The following is an 18,916-nucleotide window of genomic DNA, read 5'->3' as shown; positions in this document are numbered from 1 at the left end:
GCCTTGAAAAAAATGACGGACGCCGCGATTCAGCGAAAGCCCTTGGCCAGCGCCCGCGTGACCTCGGCCGAGGACACCTCGCGGCAGCCGGTGGCGTTCTGCCCCGACCACAGCGGAGAAAAGTCGCCGCTGCCCTGCGCCTCGGCCTTGGCGCGCAGCGGCGCGATGCCCGAGGTGGCGAGCGGAAATTCCGGCGCCGGGCCGATGGGCCCCAGCTCGCGCATCACGCGGTTGACGATGCCGCGCGCCGGTCGGCCGGTGAACAGGTTGGTGAGCGCCGTGTGGCGCGCGGCCTCGCTCTTCAGCGCCGCGCGGTGCAGCGCGCTGGTCATGGCCTCGGGCGTCAGCAGGTAGGCCGTGCCGACCTGCACGCCGGCCGCGCCCAGCGCCATGGCCGCGGCCACGCCGTCGGCATCCGCGATGCCGCCCGCCGCGATCACCGGCACCTTCAATGCGCGCACCAGCTGCGGCAGCAACGCGAAGGTGCCGAGCTGCTTCGTCAGGTCGTGCGACAGGAAATGGCCGCGGTGCCCGCCGGCCTCCAGCCCCTGCGCGATGACCGCGTCGACGCCCTTCGCCTCGAGCCACAGCGCCTCGTCGACGGTGGTGGCCGAAACCAGCACCTTCGCGCCCCAGCCGCGCACCTTGGCCAGCAGCGACTCGGGCGGCAGCCCGAAATGGAAGCTCACCACCGGCGGCTTGAACTCGGCCAGCAGGTCGGCCACCTCGGCGCTGAAGGGGTTGCGCCCGGGGCCGGTCGGGATGCCCGCGGGGTCGATGCCGAACTCGGCGTAGTACGGCGCGAGCGCGGCGCGCCAGGCGGCCTCGCGTGCCTCGTCCGGCGTGGGCGGGGTGTGGGCGAAGAAATTGACGTTGAAGGGCTTGTCGGTGCCGGCGCGGATCGCCGCGAGTTCGCTGCGCATCGCATCGGGGCCGAGCATCGCGCACGGCAGCGACCCCAGCGCGCCTTCGTTGCACACCGCGATCGCCATCGCGCTGGCCTGCGCGCCGGCCATCGGCGCCTGGATCAATGGAAGTTCGGTGCCGAGGATCTGTTGCAACGTCGTCATTCGGGGTGCGCTCCTGTGTCCGTGTGTCGAATGCACGGCATTGTCCGGCCAAGCCGTTGAGCGCGGCGCCCGCGGGGTCATCGGGCAGCGGGACAGGTCAGCAGCAGCGGCACGCAGCCCGCCGCAGGCTCACTCCTCGCTGGTCCACTCCACCTGCACGCCCAGGCTGCGCAGGTTTTCCACGAAGCGCGGATGGGCGCGCCGGATCGGCGTCGCGTTGCGGATCTCGGACTTGCCCTCGATGCTCGCGGCCACCATGAACAGCGCGATCGCCACGCGGATGATGTAGGGACTCTCGACCACCGCCGGCGTGAGCGCGTGGCCGCCGAAGGTGATGAGCCGGTGCGGGTCGGACGAGAAGACGTGCGCGCCGAACTTGGACAGTTCGCCGGTCCAGCCCAGCGCGCCGTCGTACACCTTGTTCCAGAACATCGCATTGCCCTGAGCGCGCACGCCCAGCGCAATGAAGATCGGCAGCAGGTCGACCGGGAAGTACGGCCACGGCGCGGCCTCCACCTTGGTGAGCACGTTGCTGGTGAACGGCGTCTGCACCTTCAGCGGGCCGCTGCGGATGGCGCGCGACCAGCCGTCGGCATGCTCGATCTGCACGCCGAACTTGGCAAACGTGCGGTCGATGAGCGGAAAGTTGCCCGGCGCGCTGTTGCGCACCACGACGTCGCCGCCGGTGATCGCGCCCAGCGCCAGGAAGGTGGTGATCTCGTGGAAGTCTTCGTCGAAGCGGAACTCGCCGCCGCCCAGCGCGCCGCCGCCATGCACCGTGAGCCGCGAGGTGCCCATGCCCTCGATGCGCACGCCGATCATGGCCATGAAGCGGCAGAACTCCTGCACGTGCGGCTCCGAGGCCGCGTTGGTGAGCGTCGAGGTGCCGCCCGCGGCGGCCGCGCACAGCACGAAGTTCTCGGTGGTCGTCACCGAGGCGTAGTCGAGCCAGTGGTCGGTGGGCGTGAGCCGGCCGGGGGCATACACCAGCAGCGAGCCCTCGGTGCGCTCCACCTGGCCGCCGAAGCGCTGGAACACCTCCACGTGCGGATCGATCTCGCGCACGCCAAGCGTGCAGCCCTTGACGTTGTCCTCCAGCCGCGCCACGCCGAAGCGCGCCAGCAGCGGCGGCACCAGCATGATCGACGAGCGCATTTCCTCGGGCAGGCGGTGGAGCGCCGCATCGAAGGTGGTGGCGCGGTGGTGCAGTTCGAGCGTGCCGCTCTCGTGGTCCATGCGGACCTCGCTGCCCAGCGTGCGGAAGATGTCGAGGATCTTGCGCACGTCGGTGATGTCGGGCACCCCGTGCAGCCGCAGCGGCTCGCCGGTGAGCAAGGTGGCGCACAGCACCGGCAGCACCGCGTTCTTGTTGGCGGAGGGAATGATGCGGCCGCGAAGGGGCGTACCGCCGTGCACGATGAGGTTGGACATGAAAGGGGGCGAACAGAGGGGCGAAGGCACGAACTGTTCGCGCCGGACGGCGGAACTTTACCGTTGGAAACGACGGGTTTCCGGGGGCTCAGTTGTAAGAATTTGGAAACGCCCGCGGCGCACTGGTGCAGCCGCGGCGTGGCCTGCGAGGCCCCGGGAGGCCCGTCAGGCCTTGCGCTGGAAGCCCGGCGCCTGGTCGACTTCGGTCGGCTTGTAGATCTTGTGCGCCGCCGTCGCGCTGCCCGCGTCGGCCACCACCAGCAGGCGCCACAGCGGCTCGCGCACGGCGCACATGCTTTCGTCGGGCGTGAGCGCGAAGGTCGGCAGCGCCGGGGCGGTGCCCTTCACGACCACCTTGAGCAGCATCGCGCCCTTGGCGTTCGACACCTCGATATCGTAGCCCAGCGCCTTGCTGGTGACGTCTTCCGCGTTGTAGCCATAGCCCTTGAAATGGCCCATGACATAGGCCATGGCGGCGGCCTGAACGGCGTCCGTCGTGGTCGGGCCGGCCGGGGCCGCGTCGGCGTCATCGGCCGCCGGCACGCCGCTACGGGCCTTGGCGGCCGTGATGTCGGCCTCTGTCGGCACCCAGCCGCGCGCACCGCGCACCAGCACGGCGAGCTGTTGTTCAGGTTCCCAGCTCGCAACGTGCCATTCGGCGTCGTCGCGCACGCGGGTCGAGACCTTGGCGCTCTTGTTGCTCTCGAGCTCGGCGATGGCGACGCGGTTGGTCTGCAGCACGGCGCGGAAGCCCTGGCCGGCGTCGAAGGTGCGCTTGAGCAGTGCCAGGCGGTCCTTGGCGCGCTGCGCCTGCTGGGCGCTGCGCACGCCGCCGCCGGGGCGGCGCTGGGCGTCGAGCGATTCCAGGTAGAACCAGCGGCCACCGGCCGCCACGCTCACGTACTCGCCCCAGATGGTGGCGATGACGTTGTCGCCCGTGGCGAGCCAGGCGTGCTCGAACGGCTTGTCGCGTGCGTCGAACACCCCCATCTTGGCGACGATTTCGACCGGCGTGAGGCGCGGTCCGGAGAGCCGCATCTCATCGATGGCGGCGAGCACGGAGGGGTCGACTTCCTTGTCCATTCAGCGGAATTCTGGCGAGTTGGGAGGGGGTGGGAGTATGCCGCATCGGCCGTCGCTCCCCGGTGCCCGGCGCCGCAGCGCGTGTACCCTCCGTGCCTTGAAAGCCCCCGCATGCACGACCTGCTGACCTCCTACTTCTGGCACGGCGACACGCTGCGCAGCCGCAGCGTGAGCGGCATCGTGCATGCGGCCCTGCTCGACGTGCCCGAGCCCCCGGCCCGCCTCGTGGCCGACTGGCAGCGGGAGATCGCCACGAACGTGCCGCTCGAACCCGGTGATGTCGAGCCCATGCCGCTGGCCCGCGCACGCACGCGCTGGCCCGACTACGCGCGGTGCGTGCAGGCGATGTCCGGCTGGCTGGGCACGCTGGGCCTGCCCGCGTCGCTGCTGCCCGCCAGCGACGTCGCCCTGATGGCCTGCCGCGGCGCCCGCTACCACCACGACGGCGCGCAGTACGGCGGCGCGGCGTTCTGCAACCTGTTCCTCAGCGAGGACAAGGGCCTGGACGTGCACTTTCCCGTCACGGGCCAGCGCATTGCGCTCACGCGGGGCACGGCCCTGCTGTTCGACACGGGCCAGCCCCACGCCGTCGTGCCGCGCGGCAGCGACCACGGTTTCGATGCGGCCGACTTCCCGTCTTCGATCGATCGCACGCAGTTGTTCCTGACCTGGGAGCTGTCGATCGAAGACGCGCAGGTGGCGCGCCTGCTCGGCGTCGGCTTCGATGTCGATCCGGTCACTGCGTCACGGCTCGATGAAGAACAGGTCCGGGTGAACGGCGAGCAGGCCGAGGTCTGCGCGAACTCCGGCCGCTGGCTCAGTGGCAAGTAGCGAACGAACGATCAATCGATCAATCGCCCTGGCGGTAGTGAGTCCCCGGCCGCGCCGCCGAATCGATGATGTCCCGCCACGACTTTCCCGCGCTGCGCAGTTGCTCGATCGATGGGCCCAGCGTGTTGCCGTAACGGCTGCGCGACCTGGCTTCGAGGGCCTGCAGCTCGTGCGAGGGCGTCAGCGCGCGGTAATGCAGCTTGAGATCGTCCCGCTGCGCGAAGATCCAGCGCGCCACCTGTTCTTCACTCACACCGTCGGCCAGCATCCGCGCAGCGGCAGGCCCCAGCTCGGCCACGGCCGCTTCGTAGGTCTTGCGTACGTTGAGGTCTGGCATGCGGACTCTGGAGTGGATGTGACGGGCGATTCGGCCCATTGTGCATACGACGAGGGCGCTACAGTGGCTGTCCCCTCATCTCTTTTCGTGCATGCCCGGAGCCCAGACGATGCGCCACATCTTCAACGTGTTCGGCCGCACCCTGCGCGTCGAAATGACCGACGCCCGCTGGCGCAGCCACTGGGTCGGCGCCGACGGAAAACTGGGCCTCGCCCAGCTCGCGATTCCGCCGGACGTGGCGCCAGCCGACCTCGCGCAATACCTCTACGACATCAACCACGAGAACGCGACGCCGACGAACGGCGATGTCTTCGAGATCGGGGCGAAGTGAGCCCAGCGCGGCTATCGCTGCGCGGCCTTCGATGACGACCGAAACGCCAGCCAGGCCACGCCGCCAAACGCCAGCACGAACACCAGCAACGGCCCCACCTCCCGGGCCCTGAAGCCCTGGCTCGCCAAGTTGGCAAGCAAGGTCCACGGCACCAGCGGAAACGCAAGCAGCACCACCACCGCAGGCACATGCGCGTGCAGCGGAAACAGAACCAGCGCAAGGCCGGTCGACAGCAGGCTCGCCACCAGGTACGCGAACAGAAGCTTGAACACCACTTTCATGCGGCCATTCTGACCGCCCTCCTTGCCCGCCCGGGGTGACAGATGACACGGCAATCTGCTACACCTCGCGGTACCCACCCGTGCCCCTGCGCAAGGAGATCCGACCGATGGCCCCAGCCAAGAAGCGCGTCGCCGCGAAGAAGCCCTCGCCCGCAGATACGAAAGTCCCCAGGATGCCGCACGGGGTGCTGACGCCGGCGCTGTCGTCGGGCAGCGTGCGGCTCCACGTGACAGGGCAGATCAAGCTGCTCAACAGCTGGGTCGACCTTCCGCCCGAGATGGCCGCCGCGGGCCACCTGCCGGGCGAAGCCTCCCCCGCCCTCACCGCCGCGCTCGCGGGCACGGCCGACGCGCTGTGCACGCGGCTCTCGCCGGTGTCGACCTTCGGGCTCGCACAGCTGCAGCGCCTGCCGATGGACGTGGAGACCTCGATGGACCCGCGCCTGCAGCTGGCGGTGATGAACCGCCGCGCGGGCAAGCAGAGCATGCCCATCTCGTCCGCCGACGGCGACTCGGTGCCGGTAGTGGCGCGCGTCACCAGCCATGCCGAGTGGGCCGACATTCCCGACGTCGATGCGGGCTCCGACATCGGCACCGCCGACGACGGCACGGTGCTCGTCACGGGCCGCATTCCGCTGGGCAAGGCCGAGGCGATCCGCCAGCATCCGGCCGTGCTCAGCATGAAGGCCTCGCAGCCCGTGCTGCCGGCGCTGAACAACACCATCGCGTCGATGGGCGTGCAGGCCGACAACCCCGCGCTCGCCGGCACGGCCGGCGGTGCCGGCGTGGTGATCGGCGTGGTCGATTCGGGTGGCGACTTCGCGCACCAGAACTTCGTCAAGGCCAACGGCAAGACGCGCCTGCTGGCGCTGTGGCAGCAGGGCGCGCCGGCCAAGGCGAACAGCCCCTACGGCTACGGCCGGCTCTTCGAGGCGGCGGACATCGACAAGGCGCTGAAGAAGTCCGACCCGTACAAGGCGCTGGGCTACGACCCCGGCGCGGGCATGCCGGGCAGCCCTGGTTCGCACGGCACGCACGTCATGGACATTGCCGGCGGCAACGGCCGGGGGTCGCTGCAACCCGGCGTGGCACCCAAGGCCGACCTGATCTTCGTCGAGATGTCGGCCCGCGACATCGCGTGGACCGGGCACAACGCCGTGTTCAGCTCCTTCGGCGATTCGGTGCAGATGCTCGAAGCGGTGAAGTTCATCTTCGACCGCGCGGGCGACAGGCCCTGCGTCGTCAACCTGAGCCTGGGCACCAACGGCGGCCCGCACGACGGCACCTCGCTGGTCGAGCAGGGCTTCGACGCGCTCGTGTCGCAAAAGCCCAACCGCGCGATCGTGCTGGCGGCCGGCAATTCGCAGGAAGACAACACGCACACGGCGGGCACGGTGACCGGCAACGGGCACCTCGACGTGTCGTGGACCCTGGTCAACGGCAAGGGCGGCGAGTTCGAGCTCTGGTACGGCGGCAGCCAACGACTGCGCGCCGAGCTGCTGGGCCCCGACGGCGAGGTGCTCGCGAGCGTGGCGCCGGGCGAAAACTTTCCGCTCGGCGCGGGCAACGGCGAGATCGCCGCGTTCCTCAGCAGCCGCATCACCGACCCGAACAACAAGGACAACGTGATCGGCATCTGGCTCGCACCCAACTGGCCCGACGGCGAGTTCAAGGTGCGGCTGCACGCCCTGGCCGCCGACGACGTGCCGTTCCACGCCTGGCTCGAGCGCCTGGACAGCGGCCAGTCGTACTTCGGCCAGCCGGTGAAGTCGCACCTGCTGGGCTCGCTGTCGACGGGAAAACTGTCGATCGTGGTCGGCGCCTACGACGCCCGCAAGACGGGCGAGCCCGCCGCCAGCTTCTCGAGCGCGGGCCCGACGCGCGACGGCCGGCCCAAGCCCGAGCTCAGCGCCCCCGGCGTGCAGGTGAAGGCCGCGCAGTCGCGCACGAAGGACGGCATGGTGAAGAAGTCGGGCACCAGCATGGCGGCACCAGCGGTGACGGGGCTGGTCGCGCTGATGCTGGCCAAGGCCCACAAAGCGGGCAAGAAGCTGACCATCGCCGACATCCGCGCTAGGCTGAAGGCGGGCGTCAAGCCCGGCGCCGGTCCGGCCGGCTGGGACCCGCAGCGCGGCGACGGCCGGGCCGGCAGCGGCGCGATCTGACGATCCAGCCATGACCCCCACGCCCGGTGCGGTTGTGCCGAACCCGAGCGGGGGGTGTAATCTGTGTTCCCGCCCCCATCTGCCCTCTCATGCCTATCGATTTGCGCTCGCTCAAGAAGCTCGACTTTTCGGCCGCCCCCGCGCCGGTGTCGGGCGAGCGCGTCGTCGTGCTGGTCAAGCTGTGCGAGGGCGCCGAGCGCCCGGACTACATCGCCGCGCGCGCCGACATCTCGCCGGGCCTGTTCTCGGCCGAGATTCCACTCGACAAGCTCCAGCAGCTCGAAGCCGACCCGGCCGTCGAGTCGGTCGAGCTGTCACGCCGGCTGCCCAACATCTCCTGATTCCCCTGACACGCGACCCACCCGGGTCGCTGCCTTCGCGCATGCCATGCCGGCAGGCGCCCGCACACGCGTGCCCCACAACAACCCACCCCAAGGAACACCCATGAAAGTGCTCGACGATGCCGCGCGCGCGGCGGTCCGGTCGGTGATCGCCACCCACCAGGCGCAGCTGGCCGCCCTGCCCGGCTACGTGGCGGCGGAGCCGGGCTTTCCGCTGGTCGACGGCCGGTTCCTGCGCGAGCCCGCCGTGATCGTGCTGGTCGACCGCAAGCGGCCCTTGTCGGAGGTGCCCGTGGCCGAGCGCGCGCCCCGGCAGCTCGGCCCCTACCGCGTCTGCGTGATGCAGGCCGACCCCGCGCGACAGCTGGCCGCCAGCGCGGACTTCGATGACACGGTGAACGCGCTCGCCGAAGCGGCCGTCGGCCTCGTCTACAAGCCGCCTGCAGGCCAGCCCATCGACAAGGTCTACAACGTGAAGCAGCCCTTCCTGTGCCACGTCGGCCCCGATGCGGGGTGGCCGGTGCTGCGGCCCTTTCTCGAAGGCACCACGCGTTCGCTGTCGGTGGCGATGTACGACTTCAACGCCGACCACATCGCCCAGGTCTTCATCGACCTCGTGCGCAACGGCGGCATCGCGGCGGCGCTGAGCTGGGACGACGGCATGACGAAAGAAGAACAGGTCATCCGCAAAAAGCTGCGCAAGCTGCAGCAGGAGGCCGACTTCAGGGCCTGGCTCGTGCAGTGCGGCAAGGGTCGCCGCTTCGCCAGCGCGTACCACGAGAAAGTGGCGGTGCGCGACGGCAAGGCCTTCTGGCTGTCGAGCGGCAACTGGAGCAAGCGCAGCCAGCCCGACATCGACCCCGTGGCCACGCCCGCGCAGGCCAAGGGCATGTTCAGCAAGGGCAACCGCGAGTGGCACGTGATCTGCAACGACGCCGTGCTCTCGAAGGTGTTCGAGAAGTACATCCTGCACGACCTCAAGGCCTCCGAGAAGGAAGAAGCCGACGGCGCGGCCGACGCGGCGCTGGACGTGGCGCCCAAGCTCACGCTGCCCGACGTGTTCGTGCCGCTGGACCACCTGCTGGAACAGGCCGTGGCCTTCGCGGGGCCCGTCGTGCCGGTCGAACCCGCGCGGCTGCCGGCGGTGAAGACCACGGTGAAAGTGCAGCCCGTGCTCACGCCGGACAACTACCTGCCGCACATCAATGCGCTCATCGACAGCGCGCAGACCTCGCTGTACCTGCAGTTCGCCTACATCACCTGGAGCGATGCCGACAAGGACGCGGACTTTCGCGCGCTGCTGCGCAAGCTGGCGCAGCGCAGCACCGAGCCGGACCTCGACCTGCGCATCATCCTGGGCAGCACCAGCGCGGCCGACAACATCCGCAAGCTGGTCGAGGCGGGCTGCAACCAGGACGTGTTCCGCGTCCAGGGCAGCATCCACAACAAGGGCATCATCGTGGACGGCCAGGCGGTGCTCGTGAGCAGCACCAACTGGTCGGGCGATGGCGTGCTGCGCAACCGCGACGCCGGACTGATCATCCACAACGAAGACGTGGCGCAGTACTACCAGCAGGTCTTTCTCGACGACTGGGATTCGCGCGCCAAAAGCCGCGTGGACGACGACCCGCCGGTGACGCTGGCCTCAGCCGGCGCGCCCACGCCGCCGGGCATGGTGCGCATGTCGTGGAGCGACTATCACGGGTGAGGCAACGCCTCGATGAAATCCACCGAGTGCAGCACCCGCCGCAGCTCCGGATCGTCCGAGGCCTGCCACGCCGGCAGCTGCGCCAGGAAGTGCGCAATGAAACGCGCCGCCGCGTGCGACGGCGCCTCCTGTGCGCGGCGCACGATGCCCACGACGTTGCTGTGGAAGCGCTCGCGCAGCTGCAAGGTCACGAGCGCATGGCGCAGGCTCTCGGTTTCCACCAGCGGCCAGGGGCAGAAGGTGAGCATGTCGGTCTTGCGCACGAGGCCCAGCATCATCGACGGCGAATGCGCCAGCTGGATGCGCTGCACGGGCGCGGCCAGGCCGTGCTGGCGGAACAGGTTGTCCAGAAAGCTCGCGCCCTCGCCCGGCGTGAAGTTGAGCACCCAGTCGTCCTGCAGCAGCTCGGCCATCGACTGCGCGCCGGCCCGCGGATGGCCGCGGCGCGCCACCACCGTCATGTCGTAGCGGAACAGCGGCTGCGCCTGCAGCCCCTGCATGGCCTCGTCGGGGCCGATGCGGCCGATCAGCAGGTCCAGGCTGCCTTCGCGCAGCCGCGGGTAGCTGAGCGCCGACAGGCCGTCGAACATCTCGAGCTGCACGTGCGGCAGCTCTTCGCGGAACAGCGACACCACGCGCGGCAGCAGGGTCTGCGTGATCCAGGGCGTGATGGCCACGGTCAGGCGCTGCTGCGCGCCGGTGTCGCGGTGGCGTGAGAGCGTGTCTTCGGCCTGGCGCAGCTGGGCCAGCACGCGCTGCGCATGCTCCAGCAGCTCCAGCCCGGCCGGTGTGAAGGCGATGCCGCCGCCGTGGCGCGTGAACAGCGCCACCTGCGCATGCGCCTCCAGTTCGCGCAGGCCCTGCGTGACCGTGGCCTGGGTGACGCCCAGGGCCCGCGCGGCGGCGCGGATGCTGCCTTCGGAGGCGACGGCGGCGAGATAGCGGAGCTGGTGCAGCTTCATGGCGGCCCATTATCCGCAGCCGTCCGCAGCCGTCCGCAGCGACAGGCGGCGCCCGCCCCCGCATGGCAGCGCCTGTCTGCCCCCGCAGGCAGCGAATTCCTAGACTCGCCGCAAGACAGCAAGGAGACAGATTCCCCCATGACGACCTACACCGTCGACAACGCCGCCGCCCTCGAGAGCGTGCTGCCCGCCGTGCGCGAGGTCGCGCCCGAGATGGTCGGCCTGCGCCACCGCATCCACGCGCACCCCGAGCTGGCCTACGAAGAACATGTCACCAGCGAGCTGGTGGCCACGCGCCTGGCCGAGTGGGGCTACGAAGTGCACCGCGGCCTGGCCGGCACCGGCGTGGTGGGCACGCTGACATGCGGCACGGGCACGCGGCGCCTGGGCCTGCGCGCCGACATGGACGCGCTGCCGATCCAGGAAGCCACCGGCCTGCCCTATGCCAGCCAGGTGCCCGGCAAGATGCACGCCTGCGGCCACGACGGCCACACCAGCATCCTGCTGGCCGCCGCGCGCGTCATCGCGCAGGAGCGCAGCTTCGACGGCACGCTGCACCTGATCTTCCAGCCGGCCGAGGAAGGCCTGGGCGGCGGGCGCCGCATGGTGGAAGAAGGCCTGTTCGAGCGCTTTCCCTGCGACGCCATCTTCGCGCTGCACAACATGCCCGGCTTTCCGGCGGGCAAGTTCGGCTTCAAGGAAGGCTCGTTCATGGCCTCGTCCGACTCGGTCACGATCACGGTGACGGGGCGCGGCGGACACGGCTCGGCGCCGCACCTGTCGGCCGACCCGGTGGTGGCGGCGGCGCACATCGTCGTGGCGCTGCAGACCATCGTGTCGCGCAACGTCGACCCGCGCGAGATGGCGGTGGTGTCGGTGGGCGCGATCCACGGCGGCGACGCGCCCAACGTGATTGCCGACAGCGTGCAGATGCGCCTCACGGTGCGCGCCTACCGGCCCGAGATCCGCGCCATGCTGCGCGAGCGCATCACCGAGCTGGCGCAGGCGCAGGCCGTCACGCTCGGCGTGAAGGCCGAGGTGGACTACCACTGGCGCTACCCCGCGCTCGTCAACGACGAGGAGTCCACCCGCTTCGCACGGCAGGTCGCACGCGACTGGCTGGGCGACGACGGTCTGCTGCCGCCGCTGGCGCCGCTCACGGGCAGCGAAGACTTCTCCTTCATGCTGGAGCGCCGCCCCGGCAGCTACCTGATCGTGGGCAACGGCGAAGGCGAGCACCACCGCACCGGCGGCTGCATGGTCCACAACCCCGGCTACGACTTCAACGACGCGATCCTGCCGATCGCGGCCAGCTACTGGGTGCAGCTGGTGCGGCGCTTCCTGGGCGCGCAGGCCTGAGCGGGCCTCTTCCTTTTCCCACTTCCCCGTACCGGAACCGCGATGACCCGTCTTGCTTCTTCTTCCGTTTCGCGCCGCGTGGCACTGAGCGCGCTCGGCGCCGCCTTCTGTGCCGCAGCCCCCACGTTCGCGCAGGGTACCTACCCCGCCAAGCCCATCAAGCTGCTGGTCGGCTACGCGCCGGGCGGTTCGGTCGACATGGCCGCGCGCGTGGCGGCGGACATCCTGTCGGCCAAGCTCGGCGCGACGGTGGTGGTCGAGAACGTGACCGGCGCCGCGGGCGTGGTCGCGGCGCAGCGCGCGGTGAGCAGCCCGGCCGACGGCTACACGCTGCTGGCCGGCTCCAGCAACGAAATGGCAGCCACGGTGCTGGTGAACCCCGCGCAGCGCTACGACCCGGTGAAAGACCTGACCCCCGTCAGCCTGCTCGCCTTCGCGCCCGTGCTGCTGGTGGCGAGTCCGAAGGTGGGCGTGAAGAACCTCGACGAGTTCATCGCCCTGGCCAAGCGCAACCCCGGCAAGTACAGCTACGGCAGCTCGGGCGTGGGCTCGACGCTGCACTTCGTGGGCGAGCAGATCAAGCAGCGCGCGGGCCTGTTCCTCACGCACATTCCCTACCGCGGCACCGCGCCGCTCACGAGCGACCTGGTCGGCGGCACGCTCGACTTCGCGATCGTGTCGCCCACCGCCGCGGCGCCCTTCCTGCAGGGCGGGCGGATCGTGCCGCTGGGTGTCTCGTCGGCCAAGCGCTTTCCCGGCCTGCCGCAGGTGCCGGCGCTCGGCGAGCATCCGCAGCTGAAGGGCTATGAGCTGAGCGGCTGGTTCGCGCTCGCGGGCCCGAAGGACCTGCCCGCGCCCGTCGTGCAGAGTCTGCGCGCGGCGCTGCAGGCCGGCCTGGCCGACCCGGCGATCCGCCGGCGGCTGGAAGAAGGCGGTTCCATTCCCGCCACGGGCAAGGAAGACCTCGGGCAGATCATGCGCGAGGACACGGCCAAGTACGCGACGCTGGTGAAGTTCGCGAACATGCGCGACTGAGGCCCGCCGGCCCGTCTCAGCGCGGGGCGTCGCCGCCCTGGCGCTCCTCCACCCACCACTTCGCCTGCGCGGCATTCATCGCGCGCGCGTTGACAATCATTTCCTCGATCTGCGCACGCGTGGCCGGTGAATCGACCATCCACGCGGTCTGCACGGCATGCGCGGGCCCGCCTTCGGCGAGCCGGTATTCCAGACAAAAACGAACCTCATTGCTCATCGGTGATCGAACCCTCTCTCTTCGCCACCGATTCTGTCTGACTCAAGTGAAACAGAACGCTTCTTCGATGCGCCGCAGCCACAGGAACCGATGGCGTTTTGAGGCCATTCGTTCACAATGATTGCACCGTTGTTGCAGCGGAAAGGAGTGTGAAATCATGTTCGACTTCTTGTTTCGGCCCACCCACACGGCCTATTTGAAACGTGCCTCGGCACTGCTCGAGGAGGCCCAGATGGCGCGTATCGAACACCAGGCTGCCGCAGAGCATCACAGCGCCCTCGCCCGCATGTACGCGGAACGTGCCCGGCGGCTCGAGAACGAGTTGTACCGGCAACCTCGCGCCGCGGAGCACGGCACCGAGGCAGTGGCGGTCGCGGTGGAAGACCGCCCGCAGCTGTACTCGCTGGATGGCAGCCGCAAGGCGACGACGCACCCGGCCGGCAGCTGACGCCGGCCCGCGCGATCGCCTCGAGGTCGCGCCCGGCGACAAGGGCGCGGCTGCGCCGATGCGGTGATCTGTGGTGATGTAATCCGGCTCCCCGGCCCTCACCGCGAGAACCCCATGCGCTTCATTGCCTGCATCGCCGCCTGCGCGGCCTTGGCCCTGCCCCAAGCCCACGGGCAAACAGCCGCGCCGTACGACGGCCCGCTGTTCGACACCCACCTGCACTACAACCAGGAAGCTTGGGACGGCACCACCGGCCCCTTCCCGCCCACCGAGGCGCTCGCGCGCATGCAGCGCAACCAGGTGAAGGCCATCGTCGCGAACTCGCGGCCCAACGCCGGCACGCAGACCCTGGCCGCCGCGCGCGAGACCCGCGCCGCCGGCGTCACCGTGGTGCCCTTCGTGCGCCTGTACCGCAACCGCGACGACTACAACAACTGGTTCCGCGACGAGACCATCCACGAGATGGTGCTGGCCGAACTGGCGCGCGGCACGGCCAGCGGCCCCTACCGCGGGCTCGGCGAATTCCACCTGTACGAGAGTGCCAACGCCAACGGCCCGGTGGCGAAGAAGCTCATCGCACTGGCCGAAGAGAAAAAGCTCGCGGTGCTCGCGCACGTGGACGATGTGGCCGTCGACCTGCTGATGGCGAACGCGCCGTCGAAGGGCCGTGCGCTGCGCCTCATCTGGGCCCACACCGGCATCGGCGGCACGCCGGTCGAGCGCGTGCAGGCGATGCTGGAGCGCTACCCGCTGCTGATGGGCGAACTCTCGTACCGCCCGGGCCTGACCTGCGAGGGCGGACGCCTGTGCCCCGAGTGGCGCGCGCTGATCCTCAAGCACCCCGACCGCTTCATGGTCGGCTCCGACACCTGGGTCAACCAGCGCTGGAGCGCCTACGACGAGATCATGCGCGGCTACCGCACCTGGCTGGGCGACCTGCCGCCCGCCGTGGCGCAGCGCATCGCCTGGGGCAACGCGGCGGCGCTGTTCGACCTGCGCTGAGGCCCACCCGCGCAGACGGTCTCAGGCGACCTGATCGCGCCGCGCGGCCACCTCGCGCAACCGCTGGTGCGCGGCGCCGTCCCACGCCACCGGCTGCTGGTTCTTCGCGCACAGGTAGTGGTGCGTGAACACGCCCAGGTAAGCGTCCAGCGTCTGCTGCGCGGCCTGCTCGCCGGCCAGGTCCATGCACATCGCCGCCACCTCGCTGGTGCAGAAGTGGTCGTCGCGGCCGGAGTTGCGCAGCTTGTACTGCGTGATCTGCTCAGGCTGCAGGCTCAGCACCGGCAGCCGGTCGAGGTAAGGGCTGCGGCGAAACATCTTGCGGGCCTCGGCCCAGGTCGCATCGAACAGGATGAAGAGCGGGCGCTTCGCGCTGCCGCCACCGGCCGCATCAGGCGACGAAGGAACGCCCAGCACCACGCGCTCGGGCGCCGCGTACTGCCCCGGGAACACCACGTAGGGCTGCCATTGCGGGTCGCTCAGCAGCGCCATCAGCGCGGGATCGGTCTCGGTGCGGGCCCAGCCGAAGGCGAAGGTGTCTGCCACCACGTCGGCCACCAGCCACCCGGTGTTGGTGGGCTTGAGCGGTTCGATGTCCGCCATGAGCAGGCACACCCCCGCGCGCGTGGCCACCGGGGGGCGCACGGCGCACATGCAATGGCTGGGCACCAGGCGGCAGCCCGCACAGCGCTCGCGCTTGAAACCGCCACGGGCAAGAAAAGGCTTGGCGCTGCGCGCTAGGCGCGCGGCGCGAAGGAGGGAGACGGCGTGAGGCATGCACCGATTCTCGGTGGCGTGGCCGTCGCATGGCGGCCCCTGCCCTCACCGACGCTGCCGCGATGCCTCGGGATCAGGGCGTGCGAGCCGGCGTGACCTTGCGGATCAGGTTGTTGAAGGTGTCGGCCACGTACAGATTGCCAGCGGCATCCACCGTCACCCCATAAGGCTGCTTGAACGTGGCTGCCGTGCCGATGCCGTTCTGCGCGCCCAGCACACCAGGCTGGCCGGCGATCGTGGAGACCACGCCCGCCGGCGTGATCTTGCGCAGCAGGCTGTTGCCCGTGTCGGCCACGTAGATGATGCCGTCGCTGTCCACCGCCAGGCCGCCCGGCTGGTGGAAAGATGCCGAGCTGCCGGCCCCGTCGGCCGCCCCGGCCTGGCCCGAGCCCGCCAGCGTCGTGACCACGCCGCCGGGCGTGATCTTGCGGATGCGGTTGTTGCTGCTGTCAGCCACGTAGATGTTCCCGGCCGCGTCGGTCGCGATGCCGTAGGCCTGCCCGAAGGATGCCGCAGTCCCCGTGCCGTCAGCAAAGCCCGCGGTGCCCGAACCGGCCAGCGTGGTGACGTCGCCGGCCGGCGTGATCTTGCGGACAACGGCGCCGATGAATTCGAGCACGTAGATGTTGCCGGCGGCGTCCGTGGCCACCGATGAAGGGGTCTTGAACGTGGCAGAGGTGCCGTGGCCATCGAGCGACCCGATGGCGCCACTGCCCGCGAGCGTGGTCACGTCGGCCGCCGGCGTGATCTTGCGGATGCGGTTGCCGCCGAATTCCGCAGCATAGGCATTGCCCGTGGCGTCCAGCGCAAGACCGGACAGGCCCGAGAACGAGGCTGCCGCGCCGTTGCCGTCTTGCGAAGTGCCGTTGTTGCCACCGCCCGCAAAGGTCGTGACATCGCCAGCGGGCGAGATCTTTCGCACCAGGTTCGTTGCCGTGTCCGACACGAGCAGGCTGCCGCTCTTGTCGAGGACCACGCTGTACGGGAGATAGAACGACGCCGCGCTGCCGTTGCCATTGACCGAGCCGATCGTGCCGGAGCCGGCGAACGTGGACACCTGCGCCTGCACCGTCGAGCACGCGACCGCCACGTCACCGACGTCGGCCGCCGCCTTGCCGCTGCCCTTGCTGACGGTGCAGAACTGCCACAGCGGCTGGGTGCGTACGCTGACCTCGTAGGCCGCACCTTCGACGAGCGCGGTGGTAAAGGTGAACTTGCCATCGGCCGTGAGCTTCAGGTCGTCGCCCGCATTGTTCTGGAGCACCAGGCTGCCGGTGAGGCCAGTGACGGTGCCGCCGACCGTGTGGGTCACGACCACGGGAGGCGCCGGCTCGGGCTGCGGCTGTGCCGGCGCGACGATCGGCAGGAACCCCGCGCCACCGCCGCCTCCCCCACCACCGCCACAGGCCGCCAGCAGCACGATCACACCGGCCATGGCGCTGCAGCGCCCGTAAGAACTCACTCGCTTGGAAAGCATCCGACGCCTTTTTGGAGAAACCCGCTCTCCGGCTGGAGCGCCCAATTGTTTCTGAATGTCTATTTTTGTAATTGCCGTGCGCCGGGACCATCCCCGAAAACAAGTAAATGCGGCGACGCTTGTCCCTGCGGCCGCGCGGTAGCGGGAACGAACGACGCGTCCGGAAAAGATCGGGAATGAGGGCTGCCCTCGGGGCCGTCAGACCAGCCGCAGGTCCTTCACCGCCGCACCGCCGAACACCCGCGCCACCTGCGCACTCGACAGCCCGTACATCCGCTGGAACAACCCGCCCAGCACCGCCCGGTACTCGTTGAGCACCGCGTGGTCGCGGTTCTGGAACAGCGTGGCCTGCGTCAGCGGCTGCTGCTCGCCCACGACGCGCCCGCCCGCCTGCGCGGCCAGGCCGCCGCCGAGCACCCAGTACACGGTGCCGTGCCCGTGGTCGGTGCCACGGTTGCCGTTTTCGCGGAAGGTGCGGCCGAACTCGCTGACGACGACCACCACGGTCTGGCGCCAGGCGGGCTCGCCCATCTCCTGCGCGAAGCCGGCCACGCCGCGGCCCAGTTCTTCGAAACGGTTGGCCAGGTAGCCCTTGGCTGCGCCCTGCCCCACGTGGGTGTCCCAGCCGCCGACGTCGACAAAGCCGATGTCGTAGCGCTCGCGCATCAAGAGCGCCATGCGCCGCGCGACCTGCTCGAAGCCCTTGGGGCTCATGGCGTTGCGGCTGGCGGCGTCCATCTCGGCCTGCATGGCGCGCACCACCTCGTCGCGCACCTGGAAGCCCTCGGCCACGGGCTGCGCGAGCGCGGTGTTGCGGTACATCGACGCAATGATCTGGCTCTGCCGCGCATCGAGGGCCTGCCGCGCCACGCCCGCGAGCGCCATGTTGGCGGCCTTGGCGTCGTCGCCGCGCAGCACGATGGGCAACTGGTCGGTGAAGGCGATGGGCGACACGTCGGCCAGCGGCCCGGCGCCGAGCACGCCGGCCAGCCGGTTGAGAAAGCCCGAGCGGTAGTCGCGCCGCGCGTTGTCGGGGGCCACGCCGAGCTCGATGGCGTCCTGGGTCTCGAAGTGGCTGCGCGTGAGGTCGTCGGTGCCGGCGAAGGCGATGAAGGCCGCCTGCTTGCGCTGATACAGCGGCAGCACGCTCTGCGCGAGCGCGGGGTGCAGGCCCCAGTCGCCGCCGTCCAGCGGCAACGCGCCGTCGGGCGTGCCGGGCCGGGGGATGGCGATGTTGGGCCGCGAGGCGTAATAGAAGTCGCTGTTCGCGGTGGGCACCAGCAAGCTGGTGCTGTCGTAGGCGCCGCGCAGGAACACGACGAGCAGCTTGGTGCCCTCGGCCGCGGGCGCGGCGACCACGCGCGCGGCGGCGCCGGCCAGCGGCGTGGCGGCGATGAGTTGCAGCAGGTGTCGGCGTTGCATGGCGGTCCCTCTTTTCAACGCCGCATCAGCTCGGGCGATGCGAGCAGGAAGGTGTTCCACTCCGGCGGGTTCTTCGCCTGCGCGAGCGCCTGTTGCGTGTCGGCGCTCAGGCCGGGCTGCAGCGCATGCACGGCGCGTGACTCGGCCAGCGGCGGAAACGGCGGCTTCTCGAGGGGGGCCTTGTCGTCGGTGCGGAACAGCACGGCGCCGCCCGTGCCGATGGCGCGCGCAATCTCGAAGCGGGTGTTCATCTGGCCCGCGCTGGCCCAGGCGGCTTCGTTGAGCGGGTAGCCGTCGGGCGTCTCGTGGGCGTACAGGGTCTCGCCCATGCGGTTGATCCAGCCGATCATCGGCGTGGTGTTGAGCACCACGCGCTCGTCGTAGGCCAGCCGCACGCCCGCCACCACGTAGTGCACGGGGTCGCGGAACTTGCGGCCCAGCGAGGCCGCGAACTCGCGCGATTCGAACAGCGTCTGCAAGGTGGCCGCAATGTCGCCGTCGCTGCGCGTGAAGGTGGCGGCCATGCGATCGACCAGCGCGGGCGGCGGCTCGTCGGCCACGAAGTACACGGCGAGCTTGCGCGAGATGAAGCGCGCGGTGGCCGGCGCGCGCGCCAGGCGGTCGAGCGCCTCGTCGGTC

Annotated in this window: 20 protein-coding genes; 9 read left to right on the top strand and 11 right to left on the bottom strand. The window is 70.0% G+C overall.

All coding sequences use genetic code 11. The features are described from left to right. Positions 1-29 precede the first annotated feature (29 nt). The 3 genes from VBO01S_RS12325 to VBO01S_RS12315 form a co-directional block, all read right to left on the bottom strand. Positions 30-1,070, bottom strand: a complete 1,041-nt coding sequence (locus VBO01S_RS12325) for an NAD(P)H-dependent flavin oxidoreductase (RefSeq protein WP_062474400.1) — start codon at positions 1,068-1,070, stop codon at positions 30-32. Between the two features lie 129 nt (positions 1,071-1,199). Next, the gene (locus tag VBO01S_RS12320; RefSeq protein ID WP_062474398.1) at positions 1,200-2,501 is read right to left on the bottom strand and encodes a UDP-N-acetylglucosamine 1-carboxyvinyltransferase; all 1,302 of its coding nucleotides are present in this window, start codon (positions 2,499-2,501) and stop codon (positions 1,200-1,202) included. Between the two features lie 165 nt (positions 2,502-2,666). Continuing rightward, positions 2,667-3,584 carry a protein NO VEIN domain-containing protein gene (locus tag VBO01S_RS12315; protein ID WP_062474396.1) on the bottom strand — a complete coding sequence of 306 codons (918 nt, stop codon included), beginning with the start codon at positions 3,582-3,584 and terminating at the stop codon, positions 2,667-2,669. A 111-nt stretch (positions 3,585-3,695) separates the two neighbouring features. On the opposite strand from VBO01S_RS12315, the gene VBO01S_RS12310 reads away from it, so the two are divergent. Beyond that, positions 3,696-4,415, top strand: a complete 720-nt coding sequence (locus VBO01S_RS12310) for a hypothetical protein (RefSeq protein WP_062474394.1) — start codon at positions 3,696-3,698, stop codon at positions 4,413-4,415. A 19-nt stretch (positions 4,416-4,434) separates the two neighbouring features. Here VBO01S_RS12310 and VBO01S_RS12305 read toward each other — a convergent pair whose 3' ends face one another. Beyond that, positions 4,435-4,752: a hypothetical protein gene (locus tag VBO01S_RS12305; RefSeq protein ID WP_062474392.1), complete on the bottom strand. Its 318-nt coding sequence runs from the start codon at positions 4,750-4,752 to the stop codon at positions 4,435-4,437. Between the two features lie 109 nt (positions 4,753-4,861). Between VBO01S_RS12305 and VBO01S_RS12300 the strand changes: the two genes are divergently transcribed. Further along, entirely contained in the window at positions 4,862-5,083 is a 222-nt protein-coding gene (locus VBO01S_RS12300) for a DUF7661 family protein (RefSeq protein ID WP_157627355.1), read from the top strand. Between the two features lie 11 nt (positions 5,084-5,094). Here the strand turns inward: VBO01S_RS12300 and VBO01S_RS12295 are convergent, their stop codons facing one another. Then, positions 5,095-5,364 carry a hypothetical protein gene (locus tag VBO01S_RS12295; protein WP_062474389.1) on the bottom strand — a complete coding sequence of 90 codons (270 nt, stop codon included), beginning with the start codon at positions 5,362-5,364 and terminating at the stop codon, positions 5,095-5,097. Positions 5,365-5,471: 107 nt separating this feature from the next. Between VBO01S_RS12295 and VBO01S_RS12290 the strand changes: the two genes are divergently transcribed. From VBO01S_RS12290 to VBO01S_RS12280, 3 genes are all read left to right on the top strand, one after another. After that, entirely contained in the window at positions 5,472-7,529 is a 2,058-nt protein-coding gene (locus tag VBO01S_RS12290) for a S8 family serine peptidase (protein ID WP_082818114.1), read from the top strand. Positions 7,530-7,618: 89 nt separating this feature from the next. Further along, complete coding sequence (locus VBO01S_RS12285) at positions 7,619-7,870, top strand: cell division protein FtsQ/DivIB (RefSeq protein ID WP_070095020.1); 252 nt, start codon at positions 7,619-7,621, stop codon at positions 7,868-7,870. A 103-nt stretch (positions 7,871-7,973) separates the two neighbouring features. Beyond that, positions 7,974-9,578: a phospholipase D-like domain-containing protein gene (locus VBO01S_RS12280; RefSeq protein ID WP_062474385.1), complete on the top strand. Its 1,605-nt coding sequence runs from the start codon at positions 7,974-7,976 to the stop codon at positions 9,576-9,578. Here the strand turns inward: VBO01S_RS12280 and VBO01S_RS33055 are convergent. Further along, complete coding sequence (locus VBO01S_RS33055; RefSeq protein WP_062474384.1) at positions 9,569-10,540, bottom strand: LysR family transcriptional regulator; 972 nt, start codon at positions 10,538-10,540, stop codon at positions 9,569-9,571. The two genes, VBO01S_RS12280 and VBO01S_RS33055, sit on opposite strands and share 10 nt — an antisense overlap. Positions 10,541-10,678: 138 nt before the next feature. Between VBO01S_RS33055 and VBO01S_RS12270 the strand changes: the two genes are divergently transcribed. Continuing rightward, a complete protein-coding gene (locus tag VBO01S_RS12270) occupies positions 10,679-11,899 on the top strand; it encodes a M20 aminoacylase family protein (protein ID WP_062474383.1) in 1,221 nt (406 codons plus the stop codon). A 42-nt stretch (positions 11,900-11,941) separates the two neighbouring features. Continuing rightward, complete coding sequence (locus VBO01S_RS12265) at positions 11,942-12,934, top strand: Bug family tripartite tricarboxylate transporter substrate binding protein (RefSeq protein ID WP_062474381.1); 993 nt, start codon at positions 11,942-11,944, stop codon at positions 12,932-12,934. A 16-nt stretch (positions 12,935-12,950) separates the two neighbouring features. Here the strand turns inward: VBO01S_RS12265 and VBO01S_RS12260 are convergent, their stop codons facing one another. Continuing rightward, positions 12,951-13,151, bottom strand: coding sequence for a hypothetical protein (locus VBO01S_RS12260; protein ID WP_062474379.1), 201 nt, complete (start codon positions 13,149-13,151; stop codon positions 12,951-12,953). A 157-nt stretch (positions 13,152-13,308) separates the two neighbouring features. On the opposite strand from VBO01S_RS12260, the gene VBO01S_RS12255 reads away from it, so the two are divergent. Next, complete coding sequence (locus VBO01S_RS12255) at positions 13,309-13,599, top strand: hypothetical protein (protein WP_062474377.1); 291 nt, start codon at positions 13,309-13,311, stop codon at positions 13,597-13,599. A 114-nt stretch (positions 13,600-13,713) separates the two neighbouring features. Beyond that, positions 13,714-14,601, top strand: a complete 888-nt coding sequence (locus tag VBO01S_RS12250; protein ID WP_062474375.1) for an amidohydrolase family protein — start codon at positions 13,714-13,716, stop codon at positions 14,599-14,601. Between the two features lie 21 nt (positions 14,602-14,622). On the opposite strand, the gene VBO01S_RS12245 is transcribed toward VBO01S_RS12250, so the two are convergent. From VBO01S_RS12245 to VBO01S_RS12230, 4 genes are all read right to left on the bottom strand, one after another. After that, positions 14,623-15,378, bottom strand: a complete 756-nt coding sequence (locus VBO01S_RS12245) for a tRNA-uridine aminocarboxypropyltransferase (protein WP_062474373.1) — start codon at positions 15,376-15,378, stop codon at positions 14,623-14,625. 73 nt (positions 15,379-15,451) lie between these two features. Further along, positions 15,452-16,813: an NHL repeat-containing protein gene (locus VBO01S_RS12240; protein WP_062474371.1), complete on the bottom strand. Its 1,362-nt coding sequence runs from the start codon at positions 16,811-16,813 to the stop codon at positions 15,452-15,454. Between the two features lie 240 nt (positions 16,814-17,053). Next, on the bottom strand, positions 17,054-18,277 hold the full coding sequence (locus VBO01S_RS12235) for a DUF1501 domain-containing protein (protein ID WP_062474369.1): 1,224 nt from the start codon (positions 18,275-18,277) through the stop codon (positions 17,054-17,056). 14 nt (positions 18,278-18,291) lie between these two features. Next, positions 18,292-18,916, bottom strand: a 625-nt coding sequence (locus VBO01S_RS12230; protein ID WP_157627354.1) for a DUF1800 family protein, incomplete at its 5' end; no start/stop codon positions are given.

The sequence above is a fragment of the Variovorax boronicumulans NBRC 103145 genome (assembly GCF_001591345.1).
GTDB classification, from domain to species: domain Bacteria; phylum Pseudomonadota; class Gammaproteobacteria; order Burkholderiales; family Burkholderiaceae_C; genus Variovorax; species Variovorax boronicumulans.
Note: the sequence above shows the minus strand (reverse complement) of the source record. Positions and strands in the feature narration are given on the sequence as shown.

Coding starts and splice junctions, on each gene's coding strand:
- VBO01S_RS12325 (WP_062474400.1), bottom strand. CDS start 1,070: ATGACGACGTTGCAACAGATCCTCGGCACCGAACTTCCATTGATCCAG.
- VBO01S_RS12320 (WP_062474398.1), bottom strand. CDS start 2,501: ATGTCCAACCTCATCGTGCACGGCGGTACGCCCCTTCGCGGCCGCATC.
- VBO01S_RS12315 (WP_062474396.1), bottom strand. CDS start 3,584: ATGGACAAGGAAGTCGACCCCTCCGTGCTCGCCGCCATCGATGAGATG.
- VBO01S_RS12310 (WP_062474394.1), top strand. CDS start 3,696: ATGCACGACCTGCTGACCTCCTACTTCTGGCACGGCGACACGCTGCGC.
- VBO01S_RS12305 (WP_062474392.1), bottom strand. CDS start 4,752: ATGCCAGACCTCAACGTACGCAAGACCTACGAAGCGGCCGTGGCCGAG.
- VBO01S_RS12300 (WP_157627355.1), top strand. CDS start 4,862: ATGCGCCACATCTTCAACGTGTTCGGCCGCACCCTGCGCGTCGAAATG.
- VBO01S_RS12295 (WP_062474389.1), bottom strand. CDS start 5,364: ATGAAAGTGGTGTTCAAGCTTCTGTTCGCGTACCTGGTGGCGAGCCTG.
- VBO01S_RS12290 (WP_082818114.1), top strand. CDS start 5,472: ATGGCCCCAGCCAAGAAGCGCGTCGCCGCGAAGAAGCCCTCGCCCGCA.
- VBO01S_RS12285 (WP_070095020.1), top strand. CDS start 7,619: ATGCCTATCGATTTGCGCTCGCTCAAGAAGCTCGACTTTTCGGCCGCC.
- VBO01S_RS12280 (WP_062474385.1), top strand. CDS start 7,974: ATGAAAGTGCTCGACGATGCCGCGCGCGCGGCGGTCCGGTCGGTGATC.
- VBO01S_RS33055 (WP_062474384.1), bottom strand. CDS start 10,540: ATGAAGCTGCACCAGCTCCGCTATCTCGCCGCCGTCGCCTCCGAAGGC.
- VBO01S_RS12270 (WP_062474383.1), top strand. CDS start 10,679: ATGACGACCTACACCGTCGACAACGCCGCCGCCCTCGAGAGCGTGCTG.
- VBO01S_RS12265 (WP_062474381.1), top strand. CDS start 11,942: ATGACCCGTCTTGCTTCTTCTTCCGTTTCGCGCCGCGTGGCACTGAGC.
- VBO01S_RS12260 (WP_062474379.1), bottom strand. CDS start 13,151: ATGAGCAATGAGGTTCGTTTTTGTCTGGAATACCGGCTCGCCGAAGGC.
- VBO01S_RS12255 (WP_062474377.1), top strand. CDS start 13,309: ATGTTCGACTTCTTGTTTCGGCCCACCCACACGGCCTATTTGAAACGT.
- VBO01S_RS12250 (WP_062474375.1), top strand. CDS start 13,714: ATGCGCTTCATTGCCTGCATCGCCGCCTGCGCGGCCTTGGCCCTGCCC.
- VBO01S_RS12245 (WP_062474373.1), bottom strand. CDS start 15,378: ATGCCTCACGCCGTCTCCCTCCTTCGCGCCGCGCGCCTAGCGCGCAGC.
- VBO01S_RS12240 (WP_062474371.1), bottom strand. CDS start 16,813: ATGGCCGGTGTGATCGTGCTGCTGGCGGCCTGTGGCGGTGGTGGGGGA.
- VBO01S_RS12235 (WP_062474369.1), bottom strand. CDS start 18,277: ATGCAACGCCGACACCTGCTGCAACTCATCGCCGCCACGCCGCTGGCC.